We start from the raw sequence: 14,563 nt of genomic DNA on the forward strand, positions 1-14,563 counted from the left end.
GCGTGAGGCATTCCGGTGAAGTGATGGGCGGCGATGCTAGGTGGGCACGGCTAAGGGGTGTGGTGCCAGTGCTTGCCAGGGATGAGGCCAGTCGCACTGGCCCCATGGCAGCTGTCTGCTGGCACCAAGACACCCGCAGGCTGCGCCGCAAGATGCTTTCATTCAATGGAGATGCACGATGCCGAGCAAGGCCGCCTACGACCCGCGATACGACCCCCTGGTTGCCCCTCATCCTGGCCAGGGCCGGGACTATGCGCCCACCTACTGGGTGGGCACGGCGGGCGAGCCGCCCGCCGACGACGGCCCGGTGGCGGGGGATCTGGATGCCGATGTGGTGATCGTCGGCAGCGGCTTCACGGGGCTGGCGGCGGCGCTCTTCCTGGCGCGCGAGCACTCCATCCGTGCCACGGTCCTGGAGGCCAACCAGGCCGCCTGGGGCTGCACCAGTCGCAATGGCGGCCAGGGGCAGAACGCCAGCGGGCGGCTGTACCGCTCGCAGTGGATCGAGCGCTGGGGCAAGCCGGCCGCACTGCGGCTGGATGCCGAGATCCGCGAGGGCTTCGAGACGTTCAAGAGCCTGGTACGGGAGTTTCCGGAATGCGAGCCCCAGCCCGGCGGTCATCTCTACATCGCCCACCGGCCCGAGAAGATGGACTTCCTGCGCCGCGAGACGCAGGTGATGCGGGACGTCTTCGGCTACGACGCGCGCATGCTCACCGCCGAGGAGGTGCGCACGCAGTACGTGAACGACCAGGAATGCCACGGCGCGCAGCACGAGCCGGACGGCATTGGCGTGCATCCGCTCAAGCTCGCCTACAGCTATTTGCGCGAAGCCCGCGCGCTGGGTGTGAAAGTGCATACGTCCAGCCCGGTGACGGGCTTCGAGACGCGCGGCGGCGTGCACCACCTGCAAACACCGGGTGGCACGGTCAAGGCGCGGGCCGTGGGTTTCTGCACCGGCGGCTACACCAGCTTCGGCCTGCATCCGAGTCTCGACGCCAAGATCATGCCGATCCTGTCGAACTCCATGGTCACGCGGCCGCTGACCGATGCCGAGATCGACGCCACGGGTTTTCGCACGCACCAGGTCATCACCGACACGCGCACGCTGCGCTACTACTACCGCCTGCTGCCCGACCGGCGCGTGCAGATCGGCAGCCGCAGCTCCGTCACCGGGGCCGACGCCCCCCACCCGCGCCACATGGCGGTGCTGGTCGATGGGCTGCACCGCAAGTTTCCGGCGCTGCGAGGCATCCAGATCGACTACTCATGGTGGGGCTGGGTGGACGTGAGCCACGACATGATGCCGCGCATCGCCCAGCCCGACCCTGCGAGCACGGTGTTCTACGCGCTCGGCTATGGCGGCAACGGTGTCTCGTTCTCGGCCCATGCGGGCCGGCGCCTGGCGCAGCGCATCGCCGGCCAGCGGCTGCCGCAGTTCGATCTGCCGATCTATCACGGCGAACTGGACTACCCCTTCATGTTCAACGACATTCGCCTGCCGCAGTCGCGCCTGTTCGCGCCCGTGCGGCGCCTGGGGCAGCGGGCGCTCTACCACTGGTACCACTGGAAGGACGAGGGGCGCATCTAGGCTCCCAGGCACTCGCGCCAGGCCGCGCCCAGCGCCGCCATGCCGGGTTCGATCTGGTGCAGCGGCATGGCTCCGAATCCCAGGCGGAAGAACTGCGTGGGGCGCTGCACGCCTTCGAAGAAATGCACGTCGCCTGGCTCGATCAGCACGCCACGGCGCGCGGCGTGGACCTGGAGGGCCCGCGCATCCAGCTCCTGCGGCCCCTGCACCCAGAGCAGTGAGCTGCCGGGCAGGCTCGTGCTGCGGCACTGCGGCAGCTGCGCTGCCAGCGCGCGGCTGATGGCCTGCCATTTGGGCGCCAGCCGCTCGCGCCAGCGCCGCGCGTGTTCCTCGCCATAGCCCATCCACAGGAACAGGGCCATGGTGCGCTCGTTGTTCATCGGCGGATGGCGATAGGCATAGCGGCGCAGCGCCCGCAGGGCTTCGATCAGCGCCTCGTCGGCGACGATGAAGCCCAGGCGCACGCCCGGCAGCAGGTTCTTGCTCAGGCTGCCCAGGTAGATGACGCGGCCGCTGTCATCGAAACTCTTGAGCGCCGGGTGGTTGCTGCCCAGGTCGTTGAATTCGGTGTCGTAGTCGTCCTCGATCAGCACGAAGTCGTGCTGGCGCGCACGCTCCAGCAGGTCCATGCGGCGATATACGGGCATGGTGACGCCCATGGGCGACTGGTAGCTGGGCGTGCAGAACACCAGGTCGCATTCATGCAGGTGTGCGCCCGGCACCAGGCCCTGGCTGTCCACGCGCAGCGGGCGCATCTGGCAGCCCGCGTGCGCGAAGATGTTGCGCGCGTCCACATAGCCGGGGTTCTCCATGCCGAACACCAGTTCAGGCTGCGCCAGCGCCTGGGCCAGCAGGAAGAGGGAGTTCTGCGTGCCTATCGTCACCAGCACCTGCTCGGGCCGCGCACGGATGGCGCGCCGCGGCAGCACGCGCTGCACGATCTGCTCCACCAGCAGAGGGTCGTCGTGCATCACGTGGTCGTCCATCCAGCTCTGCATGTGGGCGCGCGTCTGGGCCAGCCGGACGCAGTGCCGCCATCGTGCGGCGGTGGCCTCGTCGTATTCCACCTGGCCGTAGATGAAGGGATAGGTGTAGTCGCGCCAGTTGCGCGGCTTGACGATGGCCTGCTCCACCACGGTGCGCCGCCCCAGGCGCCGGACCCAGTCGGGTGCGTCCTCTCGCGCGGCGAACCATTTCTCCGGAGCGGGCTGCAGGCGCACGCGCAACTGATGGCGCACGAAGCCTTCGTTGACGAAATAGCCCCGCCGGTCCACTGCCGACAGAAAGCCATCGCGCATCAGCTGCTCATAGACCAGCACCACGGTGTTGCGCGAGACCTTGAGCAGCTGGCTCAGCTTGCGTGACGAAGGCAGGGGCTCGGTGGGCAGCAGCGCTCCATCGAGCAGTGCGTTGAGCAGGCTTTCGCGCAGCTGCTCCTGCAGGCTGCGGCCCGGCTCGAAAGGGCGCAAATACGGTTCCAGCATGAATGACTCTTTCTCTTCCGATCCGCAGGGGGCCTAGCCCGCTTCTTGCTGAAGCCTTGGTGCACTGGCACCACGGTGCCTCAGCACTGGAACCAAGGCAAGGAACAGGCCAGACCTAGCATCCAGACCAGCGATTCCCTTTCACTTCCTCTCTCGTTCGACGCATCACAGGAGCCTGCCATGTCCACTACCTCTATCGCCACGCTGCGCCGCGCCCTGCTGGGCGGCCTGTGCCTTGCCGCTTGCGCCGCCGCGCTGCCTGCCCGTGCGCAGACCGCTCCTACCGTCACTATCGGCGTGCAGAGCATGTTCGGCCCCTGGAAGACCGCCATCGCGGACAAGGAGTTCGAGAAAGCCACCGGCTGGAAGATCAACTGGCGCAAGTTCGATAGCGGCGGCGATGTGGTCACCGCCATGGCCTCGGGCGACGTGCAGATCGGCGTGGCAGGCTCCAGCCCCGTTGCCGCGGCCGTCAGCCGTGGCGTGCCGATTCAGGTGTTCTGGATACTGGACAACATCAACGATGCCGAGGCCCTGGTGGTGCGCAACGGCAGCGGCATCCAGAAGCCGCAGGACCTGGTGGGCAAGAAGCTGGCCGTGCCCTTCGTCTCGACCACGCACTTCCACACGCTGTTCGCGCTGGAGCACTACGGCATCGCGGGCAAGGTGAGCGTCATCAACCTGCAGCCCTCCGACATCCCCGCCGCCTGGGCGCGCGGCGACATCGACGCGGCCTTCGTCTGGGACCCGGCGCTCGGCAAGATCAAGCAGACCGGCAAGGTGCTGCTCACCTCCGGCGACCTGACCAAGCTGGGCAAGGCCACCTTCGACGCGTTGGTCGTCAACAAGGAGTTCGCCGCCAAGAACAAGGCCGCCATGCAGGCCTTCACCCAGGTGCTGCAGAACTCCACGGCCAGCTACGTGAACAACCCCAACGCCTGGACGGCGCAATCCGACATGGTGCGCAAGGTGGCCCAGCAATCGGGCGCGCAGCCCGCCGAGGTGCCGGCGGTGCTGGCGCTCTACCAGTTCCCGCTGGCAGCGGAGCAGGCCGGCAACGCCTGGCTGGGCGGCGGCAAGGCCAGCGGCGCAGCCAAGGCGCTGGAAGCCACGGCGGCCTTCCTGAGAGAGCAGAAGAAGGTGCCCGCCGTGCTGCCCGACTACAGCATCGCCGTCGACCCGAGCTTCGTGCAGGCCGTCAAGTAACCCATCGAGCGGGAGCGCCCATGAGCCTCAGCCTGAACATCCGAGACGTCTCGGTCATCTTTCCCGGACGTCAGCAGGGCCAGCAAGTCACGGCGCTGTCTGGTGTCAACCTGAAGATCAGCCAGGGCGACTTCGTCGTGGCGCTGGGGGCTTCCGGCTGTGGCAAGACGACGTTGCTGAACCTGATGGCGGGCTTCATCCAGCCCACCAGCGGACTCATGACGCTGGGCCGCTATCAGGGCGAGCCGCCTGCCGGGGCCGATGCAGGCGCTGGCCTGCGAGACCAGATCAGCGGCCCCGGTGCCGATCGTGGCGTGGTGTTCCAGAAGCATGCGCTGCTGCCGTGGCTCAACGTGCTGGACAACGTGGCCTTCGGCCTCAAGCTCAAGGGCGTGCCCAAGGCCGAGCGCGAGGAGCGCGCCATGCACTTCCTGACCCAGGCGGGGCTGGCCGACTTCCGGGACCATGCGACCTACCAGCTCTCGGGCGGCATGCAGCAGCGCGTGGGCATCGCGCGCGCGCTGACCAACGACCCGCACATGCTGCTGCTCGACGAGCCGCTGGGCGCGCTGGACTCGCTCACGCGCGAGCGCCTGCAGGAGCTGATCCTGGACATCTGGAACGGCACGCAGAAGATGATGTTCTTCATCACCCACGACGTGGAAGAGGCGCTGTTCATGGGTACGCGGCTCATCGTGATGTCGCCCCGGCCCGGGCGCATCACGCATGAGATTCCGCTCGACTTCGGCCGCCGCTTCCTGCAATCGCGCAATGCACGCGCCGTCAAATCCAGCCCCGACTTCATTGCCCTGCGCGAAAAGGTGCTGGGCATCATCCACGGCGACGAGGAACACACGCAATGACCCCGACCCCATCGACCGCCGCGCATGGCGGCCTGTTCGCCCGCCTGCGCCGCGCGGCGCCCGCCCGCCCCGGGGAGCAGTACGGAGCGCCCGGCAACGGCAGCAGCTGGCGCATCAGCGCCGTCACCATCGCCCTCATCCTGGCGCTGTGGACTGCGGCCACCGGCCTGGGCTGGATACAGCCGCTCTTTCTGCCATCGCCGCAAGCGGTGTGGCAGCAGTTCATCGAGGTCTCGGGCGACGGCTTCGCCGACGCCACGTTGCTGACGCACCTGGGCTGGAGTGCCATGCGCGTGTTCGGGGCGTTCGCGCTGGCCGTCGTCACTGCCGTGCCCGTGGGCGTGCTGATGGGAGTCAACCGCGTGGTGCGCGGCATCTTCGACCCCATCGTCGAGTTCTACCGCCCGCTGCCGCCGCTGGCCTATCTGCCGCTGGTGGTGATCTGGCTGGGCATCGGCGAAAGTTCCAAGATCGTGCTCATCTACCTGGCCATGTTCGCGCCGCTGGCCTTGAGCGCGCGTGCTGGCGTGCGCGCCGTGGCTATCGAGCAGATCCATGCCGCGTATTCGATGGGCGCCACGCGTTCGCAGGTACTGTGGCACGTGATCGCACCCGCCGCGCTGCCGGACATCCTGACCGGGATGCGCATCGCCATCGGCTTCGGCTGGACGACCCTGGTGGCCGCCGAAATGGTGGCCGCCACGGCGGGCCTGGGCTTCATGGTGCTCAGCGCCTCCAAGTTCATGGTGACCGACGTGGTCATCATGGGCATTCTCGTCATCGGCGCGCTGGCGCTGGCCTTCGACATGCTGATGCGCTGGCTGGAGGCCCGGCTCGTGCCCTGGAAGGGCAAGTGAGCGCCAGGGATGGCCGGGCGAGCCCGTCACTCAGCGGACACGCGCCGGGGGCCGCCATCCCCATAATTTCGGCGCATGACCACCTCACTGCGCTCCACCCTCGACTTCCTGCTCCACCACTGGCTTGAGGCCGATGCGCTGACGGCCCGCGAGCGCTTTGCAGACCATTCGCGCGAGACCTTCGATGCCGTGCTGGATACCAGCGAACGCATCGCGCGCGAGAAGTTCGCGCCCTTCAACCGGCTGGTCGATACCGAAGAGCCGCGCACCGCGACCCAGCCCGACGGCACGCTGCGCGTGGTGCTGCCCGAGGCCACGCACGCCGCGCGGCGCGCCTATGCCGAATCGGGCCTGCTGAGCGCTGCGCAGGACTACGCCATCGGCGGCATGCAGCTGCCCTACACGGTGGAGGCGGCGGCCAACAGCTTCTTCGCGGCGGCCTCGGTCAGCATCGGCTCCAACCTGCTCACCTCGGGCAATGCCAACCTGCTGATGGCGCACGGCACGCCGCTGCAAAAGCAGGTGTTCGCGCAGAACGAATTCGATGGCCGCTGGGCCGGCACCATGTGCTTGTCGGAGCCGCAGGCGGGCTCGTCGCTTTCCGACGTGGCGACCCGCGCCGTGCCCGATGGCGCTGGCTTCGAGGGCGATGCGCTCGGGCCGCGCTACCGCCTCACCGGCAACAAGATGTGGATCAGCTCGGGCGACCACGAGATGACCGAGAACATCGTGCATCTGGTGCTGGCCAAGATTCCCGGGCCGGACGGCAAGCTGGTGCCGGGCGTCAAGGGCATTTCGCTCTTCATCGTGCCCAAGCAATTGGTGGACGAGGCAGGGCGTCTGACCGGCGAGCGCAACGACGTGGCGCTGGCCGGCCTCAACCACAAGCTGGGCTGGCGCGGCACGACCAACACGCTGCTCAACTTCGGCGAGGGCACCTACCCGGTGCGCGGCGGCGCGGGCGCCATCGGCTACCTGGTGGGCCAGCCTGGCGAGGGCCTCAAGTGCATGTTCCACATGATGAACGAGGCGCGCATCGGCATCGGCATGGCGGCCACCATGCTGGGGCTGGCGGGCTACTACGCCAGCCTGGACTATGCGAAGAACCGCCCCCAGGGCCGGCCGGTAGGAAAAGGCGGCAAGGACGCCGCCGCGCCCCAGGTGCGCCTGATCGAGCACGCCGACATCAAGCGCATGCTGCTGGCGCAGAAGAGCTACGGCGAAGGCGCGCTGGCGCTCAACCTCTATTGCGCGCGGCTGGTGGACGAGCAGCACACGGGCAGCGCCCAGGCGGCGGATGAGGCGCGGCTGCTGCTGGAAGTGCTCACGCCCATCGCCAAGAGCTGGCCCAGCGAATGGTGCCTGGAGGCCAATTCGCTCGCCATCCAGATCCACGGCGGCTACGGCTACACGCGCGACTTTCCCGTGGAGCAGTACTGGCGCGACAACCGCCTGAACATGATCCACGAGGGCACGCACGGCATCCAGGCCATGGACCTGCTGGGCCGCAAGGTGCTGATGGAAGGCGGCCGGGGCCTGATGCTGCTGGCCGGCCGCATCGACGCCACGGTGCAGCAGGCCATCCAGCAGCCCGCGCTGGCGGCCCATGCCAACGCGCTGGCCGGCGCGCTGGCCGAAGTGGGTGCGGCCACCAAGGCCGCCTGGGCCACGGGCGAGCCCGCCGAGGCGCTGGCCAATGCCGTGCCCTACATGCAGGCCTTCGGCCACACCGTGCTGGCCTGGATGTGGCTGGACCTGGCCCTGGCCACGCTGCGCGCGGATGCTACGCTTTCGATAGCTGCAAGCGCAGGCAGGATGGGCGCCATGCGCTATTTCTTCCATTACGAGCTGCCCAAGATCGGCGCTTGGCTGAACGTGGTGCGCCAGCGCGACGCCACCTGCGCGGCGCTGCCCGAAGAGGCGTTCTGAGCGCCCTCGCGCCGGGCCAGCGGCGCGACGCAGTCACAACCGCGCCGGGTCAACGGCGCGACACATTTCCCGGAGCGCTGCGCCGCACAATGCCCCGGACCTGACGACACATTCCCAGCCACATTCCAAGGAGACCCGCCACCATGAGCCGCACCGTCCAGCAACTCTTCGACCTTTCCGGCAAGACCGCCCTCGTCACCGGCGGCTCGCGCGGCCTGGGCCTGCAGATGGCCCATGCGCTGGGCGAGGCCGGCGCCCGCGTGCTCATCAGCTCGCGCAAGGCGGCCGACCTGGAAGAGGCCACGGCCTCGCTGCAGGCCGCCGGCATCGACGCGCGCTGGATCGCCGCCGATTGCGGGCAGGAGGCCGACATCCAGCGCCTGGCCGCCGAGACCCTGCAGCGCATGGGCGACGTGGACATCCTGGTCAACAACGCGGGCGCCAGCTGGGGCGCGCCGGCCGAAGACCATCCCACCGCCGCCTGGGACAAGGTGATGAACCTCAACGTGCGCGGCTACTTCCTGCTTTCGCAGGCCATCGCCAAGCACAGCATGATTCCGCGCAGGAGCGGGCGCATCCTCAATGTGGCCTCCATCGCCGGGCTGGCAGGCAACCCCACGGCGATGAAGACCATCGCCTACAACACTTCCAAGGGCGCGGTGATCAACTTCACGCGGGCGCTGGCGGCGGAGTGGGGCGCCTATGGCATCAACGTCAACGCCATCTGCCCGGGCTTCTTCAAGACCAAGATGGCCTCGGTGCTGATCGAGACGCTGGGCGAGGAGAAGATGGCCGAGCACGCCCCGCTGCGCCGCCTGGGCGACGACGAAGACCTGAAGGGCATCGCGCTGCTCTACGCCAGCGATGCGGGCAAGCACATCACCGGGCAGTGGATGGCGGTGGACGGCGGGGTGAGCGTGGTGACCGGCGGCTGATCCGGGGTACAAACAGGCTTTCGCCGCACGCATCCACTCTTTCCCCACTGCACATGTCCATGGAAAACGCCTTGCCCGGCTTCGGTGTCGAGATCCCCTTCGTGACCCATCTGGGCTTCAGCCTGCACCGCATGGAAGGCGGCGAGTCCGAGCTGCGCTACGAGGCCGCGCCCGAGCACCTCAATTCCTTCGCCGTGACGCACGGCGGCGCCACCATGACCCTGCTGGACGTGACGCTCGCCACGGCCGCGCGCAGCGTGTCGCCGGAATTCGGCGTGGTCACCATCGAGATGAAGACCAGCTTCATGCAGCCGGCCGTGGGGCCGCTGGTGGCCAAGGGAAGGCTGCTGCACCGCACGCGCTCCATCGCCTTCGTCGAAGGCACGGTCTATGACGCCGAGGGCCGGGCCTGCAGCCATGCCACCGGCACCTTCAAGTACGTGCGCAGGCAGCCGGCCGAAGGCGCAGGCGTGCCGACCGACTGAGCCGAATCGAACCGAACCGCCACGCCTGCATGCCTGCCCGTGCAGGCAGGCCACCGCACCGGGTTGCAACTTGTGCATCCAATCGTGCTGCAGCGCTTGATTCATGGGCGCGAGCAGCTATCGTAAAAATAGCAAAGGAGATACCGCAATGCCACGCAACCAACAGATCCTGCTGGACAACCGCCCCCAGGGCGAAGCCACCACGGGCAACTTCAAGCTCGTCGCCACCGACACGCCGGCCCTGGCCGACGGCCAGGTGCTGGTGCGCCACCACTACCTGAGCCTGGACCCCTACATGCGCGGCCGCATGAACGAGAGCAAGAGCTACGCCGCCAGCCAGCCGCTGGGCGAGCCGATGATCGGCGGCACGGTGGGCGAGGTGGTGGAAAGCCGCCACCCCAAGTACGCCGTGGGCGACAAGGTCGTCGGCATGGGCGGCTGGCAGGAGTACAGCGTGGCCGACGGCAACGCGCCCGGCATGCTGCGCAAGGTGGACACCACCCATGTGCCGCTGTCGCACTACCTGGGCGCCGTGGGCATGCCCGGCGTGACGGCCTGGTACGGCCTGGTCAAGATCATCGAGCCCAAGGCGGGCGAGACCGTGGTGGTCAGCGCCGCCACGGGCGCCGTGGGCAGCGCCTTCGCGGCCCTGGCCAAGGCGCGCGGCTGCCGCGTGGTGGGCATTGCCGGCGGGGCTGAGAAGTGCCGCTACGCCACCGAAGAGCTCGGCTTCGACGTGTGCATCGACCATCGCGAGCACGGCGACCTGAAAGCCATGTCCAGGGCCCTGAAGGAAGCCTGCCCGAACGGCATCGACGGCTACTTCGAGAACGTGGGCGGCTACATCCTCGACGCCGTGCTGCTGCGCGCCAACGCCTTCGCCCGCGTGGCGGTGTGCGGCATGATCGCCGGCTACGACGGCCAGCCGCTGCCGCTGCAGAACCCGGCGCTGATCCTCATCAACCGCATGAAGGTGCAGGGCTTCATCGTCAGCGAGCACATGGAAGTCTGGCCCGAGGCGCTCAAGGAGCTGGGCGGCCTGGTCGCGGCCGGCAAGCTGCGCCCGCGCGAGACCATCGCGGAGGGCCTGGCCGCCGCGCCCGAGGCCTTCCTGGGCCTGCTCAAGGGCAAGAACTTCGGCAAGCAGCTGGTCAAGCTGGTCTGAAAGGCCATGGCAGCGCCGACCCCCTTGCGGCTGCACTGGACCTGGGCCCGCTTCGACGACCTGGGCGTGCATGCGCTGCACGACGCGCTGGCGCTGCGCTGCCGGGTGTTCATCCTGGAGCAGGGGCCGTACCAAGACCCTGACGACGCCGACAAGCGTTCCTGGCACCTGCTGGGCCGCGCCGCGCCCGGCGGGCCGCTGCTGGCCACGCTGCGGGTGGCGGACCCGGGCGTGAACTACCCCGAGCCCTCCATCGGCCGCGTGGTCACGGCGCCCGAGGCGCGCGGCACCGGCGCCGGCCGGGCGCTGGTGGCCGAGGGCCTGGCGCGCTGCCGCGCGGCTTGGCCGGGGCGGTCGGTGCGCATCAGCGCGCAGGCGCACCTGCAGCGCTTCTACGGCGAGCACGGCTTCGTCACCGTCTCGCCCGAATACCTGGAAGACGGCATTCCCCATGTCGAGATGCTCTGCGGCCCCGCTTGAGGGCCCGGCAGAAGAAAAGGAAAAGGAGAGCCCCCGATGACCACCGAACTCATCCTGCACCACTACCCCTCGTCGCCGTTCTCGGAAAAGATCCGGCTCGTGCTGGGCATGAAGCAGCTGGCCTGGAAATCCGTCATCGTGCCCAGCGTCGCGCCCAAGCCCGACGTGGTCGCGCTCACGGGCGGCTACCGCCGCACGCCTTTTCTGCAGGTGGGCGCCGACGTCTATTGCGACACGGCCCTGATCTGCGACGTGCTGGAACACACCCAGCCCGAGCCGCCGCTCTATCCGCCGCACCTGAAGGGCGTGGCCCGCGTCTTCGCGCAGTGGGCCGACACCACGCTCTTCTGGGCCGCCATGGCCTACAACCTGCAGCCCAAGGGCGCCGGCGTGCTCTTCGCCAACCTGCCGCAGGCCGCGCAGCAAGCCTTCGTGGCCGACCGGCGCGCCATGAGCGGCGGCATGCACCGGCTGGATGCGCGCGACGCCACGGGCGCCTATCGCTCCTACCTGCGCCGCATCGCCCACATGGCGGAGGAGCACGACTTCCTCTTCGGTGCCGAACCCTGCGTGGCCGACTTCGCCGCCTACCACCCGCTCTGGTTCACGCGCCAGTGCGTGCCGGTGATGGCCGAGATCTTCGCCGCGACCCCGGCCGTCATCGAATGGATGGACCGCCTCGCTGCGCTGGGCCATGGCCGCATGGAGAAATTCGACGCCGAAAGCGCCATCGCCGTGGCGGCCCGCTCCGAGCCGCTGCCGCTGGTGGGCGAGGCCTTCCAGGACGACCACGGCATCGCCCTGGGCACCGAGGTGACGATCATGGCCGAGACCTTCGGCCCGGAACCCACCCAGGGCACGCTGGTGGCCGCCACCCGCACGCGCTACACGCTGCGCCGCACCGATCCGCGCGCGGGCACGGTGCACGTGCATTTCCCGCGCATCGGCTATGCGCTGAAACCGGCCGCCTGAAGAAGCGCTGCGTGCGCGGCGCCTGCCCCGTCCGACGAGTCACATAAAACCATACGCAGGAGACAAAGATGATCGAAGACTTCCACGGCAAGACCGCCGTCATCACGGGCGCGGGTTCCGGCTTCGGGCTGGAGTGCGCGCGCATCGGCGCGCAGCGCGGCATGAACCTGGTGCTCGCCGACGTGCAGCAGGACGCGCTGGACGCCGCCGCGGCCGAGATGCAGGCGGCCGGCGCCCAGGTGCTGGCCCAGCGCGTGGACGTGTCGGACGCGCAGCAGATGGAGCAGCTGGCCGCCGCCGTGCAGCAGCGCTTCGGCGCGCCGCACCTGGTCTTCAACAACGCCGGCGTGGGTGCGGGCGGGCTGGTGTGGGAGAACACCGTGGCCGACTGGGAATGGGTGCTGGGCGTGAACCTCTGGGGCGTGGTGCATGGCGTGCGCCTCTTCACGCCCCTGATGCTGGCCGCCGCCGCGAAGGATCCGGCCTGGCGCGGCCACATCGTCAACACCGCCAGCATGGCGGGCCTGCTGAACCCGCCCAACATGGGCATCTACAACGTCAGCAAGCATGCGGTGGTGAGCCTGAGCGAGACGCTCTACCAGGATCTGTCGCTGGTCACCGAGCAGATCGGCGCCAGCGTGCTGTGCCCGTATTTCGTGGCCACCGGCATCAACGCCAGCGAACGCAACCGCCCCGGCGCGCTGGCGGCCGGCCAGCCCACCAAGAGCCAGCTGATCGGCCAGGCCATGATCGGCCGCGCCGTCAGCAGCGGCAAGGTCTCGGCCGCCGACGTGGCCGCTAAGGTCTTCGCGGCCGTGGCGGCCAACCAGTTCTACATCTACAGCCACCCGCAGGCCCTGGGCCCGGTGCAGACCCGGCTGGAAGACGTGCTGCAGGCCCGCAACCCCACGGATGCCTTCGCCGACAAGCCCGAGCTGGGCGCGCAACTGCGGGCGCAGCTGCGAGGCGTCTGAACGGCTCGCTCCGGCCAGGGCCGGGCCCCTTCAAAGCCACCCCAGCCACGCACCCCAGACGAGCTGGCCGATGGCGCGCTGCGGCAGCAGGGTGAACAGCCCGGCGACGACGCAGGCCCCGATGTAGAGGCGCTGCATGCAGCGGCGGTGCCGGGCGATGTCTCCGCAGGCCAGGGCACGGAGGCCGGCGAAGAGGTAGGCCGCCGTCACCACGACGAGCAGATGGATCGGTGTGAACCCGGCGACGTTGGGCGACCGGAAGTCGCGGATGAAGAGGGCCGACGTCGCCGCGACGATCATGAGCGTGACCCAGGCGTAGCCGAAGGCCCGGTGCAGCCGCGGGCGCGCGGTGCGGCCCTGGCGCGCCCACAGGGCGACCGGCCCGGTGATCACGGCGAGCAGGGCAGCGGTCATGTGGATGGCGACGATCGGCGTGACGGTCATGGGTAGGGCGGCGCGAAGGGTGGGCTGGACATGGAGCGTGCCCGCCGCCACGTGCCACCGCATCGCTCGTGCGACGGACCGCCCCGATCGGCCCGCGAACGGCCTTGGCGTAGCGTGAACCGTTGGGCGGCCCGGCGAGCCACGCTGCTTCGGTCCCTGAAAGCCCCTCTGGCGGCTGCGCGGCGTTGGTGCTGATTGCAGCGTGGATGCGGCCTGCGAAGGCCGTAACGGATCAGCGGGCGCTGGAGAGCGGCAGCAAGACGTCAGCCGAGAAGGCCCCGACGGTATGTGCAGGGGCGGCAACCACGGGCTGGCTGGGTGGATGGGTCGTGTTGTGTCCGGGTCATGGCTTGGGCCGCACCAGCCGTACCGGCAGCCGCACGCCCTTGCCCACGCTGCCCTGGGCTTCGCCGCTGTCCATGTCCACCGCCCAGCCCTGCTGGGCCCGGATGCCGCTTTCGCCTGCGCCGCCGCGCTGCACGTTGCCGTAGGCATAGGGGTTGACCGGCGCGGTGTTGACGCTGGCCGTGCCCGTCCAGTGGAATTCGCGCGGCGTGGCGGGGAAGAGCACCGGGTCCACCGTAGGCGGCTGGTGGCTGCGGTTGACCAGGCGGCGCAGCTCGGGCACGCGCGGCAGGCGCCAGCGCACGCCGTCGGCCTTGCCGCGCTCCACGACCAGGGCCTGGGCCTCCGCATAGGTCATGCGGCGTGGCTGGCCGGTACAGGTGTGGCCGTTCCACTGCATGCCTTCCACGCAGCGCGGCCAAGCCATGCGGGTGCGGTCGTCGATCACGTAGAGGCCATCGTCCGAGGGGTGCAGGGCCGGCAGCGGGCGTGGCGGGGGGGCGGGCGCCTCCTCGTCCTCGGACTCGTCGGCAGCGTCCTGCGTGGCTGCAGCCGCTGCTGCCGCCGGTTCGGCGGGGCGGGGCGGCGCTGCCTGCGCGGGCAGGGCGGCCAGCGTCAGAAGAAGCAGGGCGGCCAGGCCACTGAGCACAGGGGCGGGGCCGGCCGCGCGAAGCAGCGGATGGGGCAAAGGAGGCGAAAGGGGCGAAGCAGGCACGAATGCAGTCATGGCTGAACGATACTCCGGCCGCCGCGCCAGGCCCAGCCGGATTCGGCAAGGCGGCCCATGAAAAGGCTCCGAGCCGCCGGTCCCAAAGCCACTGCGGCTTCTGGGG

Annotated in this window: 14 protein-coding genes; 11 read left to right on the plus strand and 3 right to left on the minus strand. The window is 69.2% G+C overall.

Annotated features, from left to right (window positions below; translation table 11 throughout):
* The first annotated feature begins 178 nt into the window (after positions 1 to 178).
* Complete coding sequence (locus tag BM070_RS07480) at positions 179 to 1,591, plus strand: NAD(P)/FAD-dependent oxidoreductase (RefSeq protein WP_092939043.1); 1,413 nt, start codon at positions 179 to 181, stop codon at positions 1,589 to 1,591.
* Here BM070_RS07480 and BM070_RS07485 read toward each other — a convergent pair.
* The gene (locus BM070_RS07485) at positions 1,588 to 3,075 is read right to left on the minus strand and encodes an aminotransferase-like domain-containing protein (RefSeq protein ID WP_092939044.1); all 1,488 of its coding nucleotides are present in this window, start codon (positions 3,073 to 3,075) and stop codon (positions 1,588 to 1,590) included. The two genes, BM070_RS07480 and BM070_RS07485, sit on opposite strands and share 4 nt — an antisense overlap.
* Positions 3,076 to 3,255: 180 nt before the next feature.
* Here BM070_RS07485 and tauA point away from each other — a divergent pair, with 180 nt between their 5' ends.
* The 10 genes from tauA (at position 3,256) to BM070_RS07535 (ending at position 12,941) form a co-directional block, all read left to right on the plus strand.
* Entirely contained in the window at positions 3,256 to 4,281 is a 1,026-nt protein-coding gene (gene tauA, locus BM070_RS07490) for a taurine ABC transporter substrate-binding protein (RefSeq protein WP_092939045.1), read from the plus strand.
* A gap of 20 nt (positions 4,282 to 4,301) precedes the next feature.
* Positions 4,302 to 5,144 (plus strand): taurine ABC transporter ATP-binding protein, encoded by an 843-nt coding sequence (locus BM070_RS07495; RefSeq protein WP_092939046.1) that lies wholly within the window; start codon positions 4,302 to 4,304, stop codon positions 5,142 to 5,144.
* Positions 5,141 to 6,001 carry an ABC transporter permease subunit gene (locus BM070_RS07500; RefSeq protein ID WP_092939047.1) on the plus strand — a complete coding sequence of 287 codons (861 nt, stop codon included), beginning with the start codon at positions 5,141 to 5,143 and terminating at the stop codon, positions 5,999 to 6,001. The genes BM070_RS07495 and BM070_RS07500 overlap by 4 nt, the downstream gene beginning before the upstream one ends.
* 75 nt (positions 6,002 to 6,076) lie before the next feature.
* The gene (locus BM070_RS07505; protein ID WP_092939048.1) at positions 6,077 to 7,930 is read left to right on the plus strand and encodes an acyl-CoA dehydrogenase; all 1,854 of its coding nucleotides are present in this window, start codon (positions 6,077 to 6,079) and stop codon (positions 7,928 to 7,930) included.
* Between the two features lie 143 nt (positions 7,931 to 8,073).
* Positions 8,074 to 8,865 (plus strand): SDR family oxidoreductase, encoded by a 792-nt coding sequence (locus BM070_RS07510; protein ID WP_092939049.1) that lies wholly within the window; start codon positions 8,074 to 8,076, stop codon positions 8,863 to 8,865.
* Between the two features lie 53 nt (positions 8,866 to 8,918).
* Positions 8,919 to 9,350 (plus strand): PaaI family thioesterase, encoded by a 432-nt coding sequence (locus BM070_RS07515; protein WP_434803174.1) that lies wholly within the window; start codon positions 8,919 to 8,921, stop codon positions 9,348 to 9,350.
* A gap of 148 nt (positions 9,351 to 9,498) precedes the next feature.
* The gene (locus BM070_RS07520) at positions 9,499 to 10,515 is read left to right on the plus strand and encodes an NADP-dependent oxidoreductase (protein ID WP_092939050.1); all 1,017 of its coding nucleotides are present in this window, start codon (positions 9,499 to 9,501) and stop codon (positions 10,513 to 10,515) included.
* Positions 10,516 to 10,521: 6 nt separating this feature from the next.
* Positions 10,522 to 10,995, plus strand: coding sequence for a GNAT family N-acetyltransferase (locus BM070_RS07525; RefSeq protein ID WP_092939051.1), 474 nt, complete (start codon positions 10,522 to 10,524; stop codon positions 10,993 to 10,995).
* A 36-nt stretch (positions 10,996 to 11,031) separates the two neighbouring features.
* The gene (locus BM070_RS07530) at positions 11,032 to 11,967 is read left to right on the plus strand and encodes a glutathione S-transferase family protein (protein WP_092939052.1); all 936 of its coding nucleotides are present in this window, start codon (positions 11,032 to 11,034) and stop codon (positions 11,965 to 11,967) included.
* 68 nt (positions 11,968 to 12,035) lie between these two features.
* Positions 12,036 to 12,941 carry an SDR family oxidoreductase gene (locus tag BM070_RS07535; protein ID WP_092939053.1) on the plus strand — a complete coding sequence of 302 codons (906 nt, stop codon included), beginning with the start codon at positions 12,036 to 12,038 and terminating at the stop codon, positions 12,939 to 12,941.
* A gap of 30 nt (positions 12,942 to 12,971) precedes the next feature.
* Here the strand turns inward: BM070_RS07535 and BM070_RS07540 are convergent, their stop codons facing one another.
* Together BM070_RS07540 and BM070_RS07545 are read right to left on the minus strand one after the other, a co-directional pair.
* The gene (locus BM070_RS07540) at positions 12,972 to 13,385 is read right to left on the minus strand and encodes a DUF2306 domain-containing protein (RefSeq protein WP_092939054.1); all 414 of its coding nucleotides are present in this window, start codon (positions 13,383 to 13,385) and stop codon (positions 12,972 to 12,974) included.
* A 343-nt stretch (positions 13,386 to 13,728) separates the two neighbouring features.
* The gene (locus BM070_RS07545; protein WP_245785141.1) at positions 13,729 to 14,418 is read right to left on the minus strand and encodes an Lcl C-terminal domain-containing protein; all 690 of its coding nucleotides are present in this window, start codon (positions 14,416 to 14,418) and stop codon (positions 13,729 to 13,731) included.
* Positions 14,419 to 14,563: the final 145 nt, after the last annotated feature.

The sequence above is a fragment of the Paracidovorax wautersii genome, from assembly GCF_900113035.1.
Lineage (GTDB): Bacteria > Pseudomonadota > Gammaproteobacteria > Burkholderiales > Burkholderiaceae_C > Paracidovorax > Paracidovorax wautersii.

Coding starts and splice junctions, on each gene's coding strand:
- BM070_RS07480 (WP_092939043.1), top strand. CDS start 179: ATGCCGAGCAAGGCCGCCTACGACCCGCGATACGACCCCCTGGTTGCC.
- BM070_RS07485 (WP_092939044.1), bottom strand. CDS start 3,075: ATGCTGGAACCGTATTTGCGCCCTTTCGAGCCGGGCCGCAGCCTGCAG.
- tauA (WP_092939045.1), top strand. CDS start 3,256: ATGTCCACTACCTCTATCGCCACGCTGCGCCGCGCCCTGCTGGGCGGC.
- BM070_RS07495 (WP_092939046.1), top strand. CDS start 4,302: ATGAGCCTCAGCCTGAACATCCGAGACGTCTCGGTCATCTTTCCCGGA.
- BM070_RS07500 (WP_092939047.1), top strand. CDS start 5,141: ATGACCCCGACCCCATCGACCGCCGCGCATGGCGGCCTGTTCGCCCGC.
- BM070_RS07505 (WP_092939048.1), top strand. CDS start 6,077: ATGACCACCTCACTGCGCTCCACCCTCGACTTCCTGCTCCACCACTGG.
- BM070_RS07510 (WP_092939049.1), top strand. CDS start 8,074: ATGAGCCGCACCGTCCAGCAACTCTTCGACCTTTCCGGCAAGACCGCC.
- BM070_RS07515 (WP_434803174.1), top strand. CDS start 8,919: ATGTCCATGGAAAACGCCTTGCCCGGCTTCGGTGTCGAGATCCCCTTC.
- BM070_RS07520 (WP_092939050.1), top strand. CDS start 9,499: ATGCCACGCAACCAACAGATCCTGCTGGACAACCGCCCCCAGGGCGAA.
- BM070_RS07525 (WP_092939051.1), top strand. CDS start 10,522: ATGGCAGCGCCGACCCCCTTGCGGCTGCACTGGACCTGGGCCCGCTTC.
- BM070_RS07530 (WP_092939052.1), top strand. CDS start 11,032: ATGACCACCGAACTCATCCTGCACCACTACCCCTCGTCGCCGTTCTCG.
- BM070_RS07535 (WP_092939053.1), top strand. CDS start 12,036: ATGATCGAAGACTTCCACGGCAAGACCGCCGTCATCACGGGCGCGGGT.
- BM070_RS07540 (WP_092939054.1), bottom strand. CDS start 13,385: ATGACCGTCACGCCGATCGTCGCCATCCACATGACCGCTGCCCTGCTC.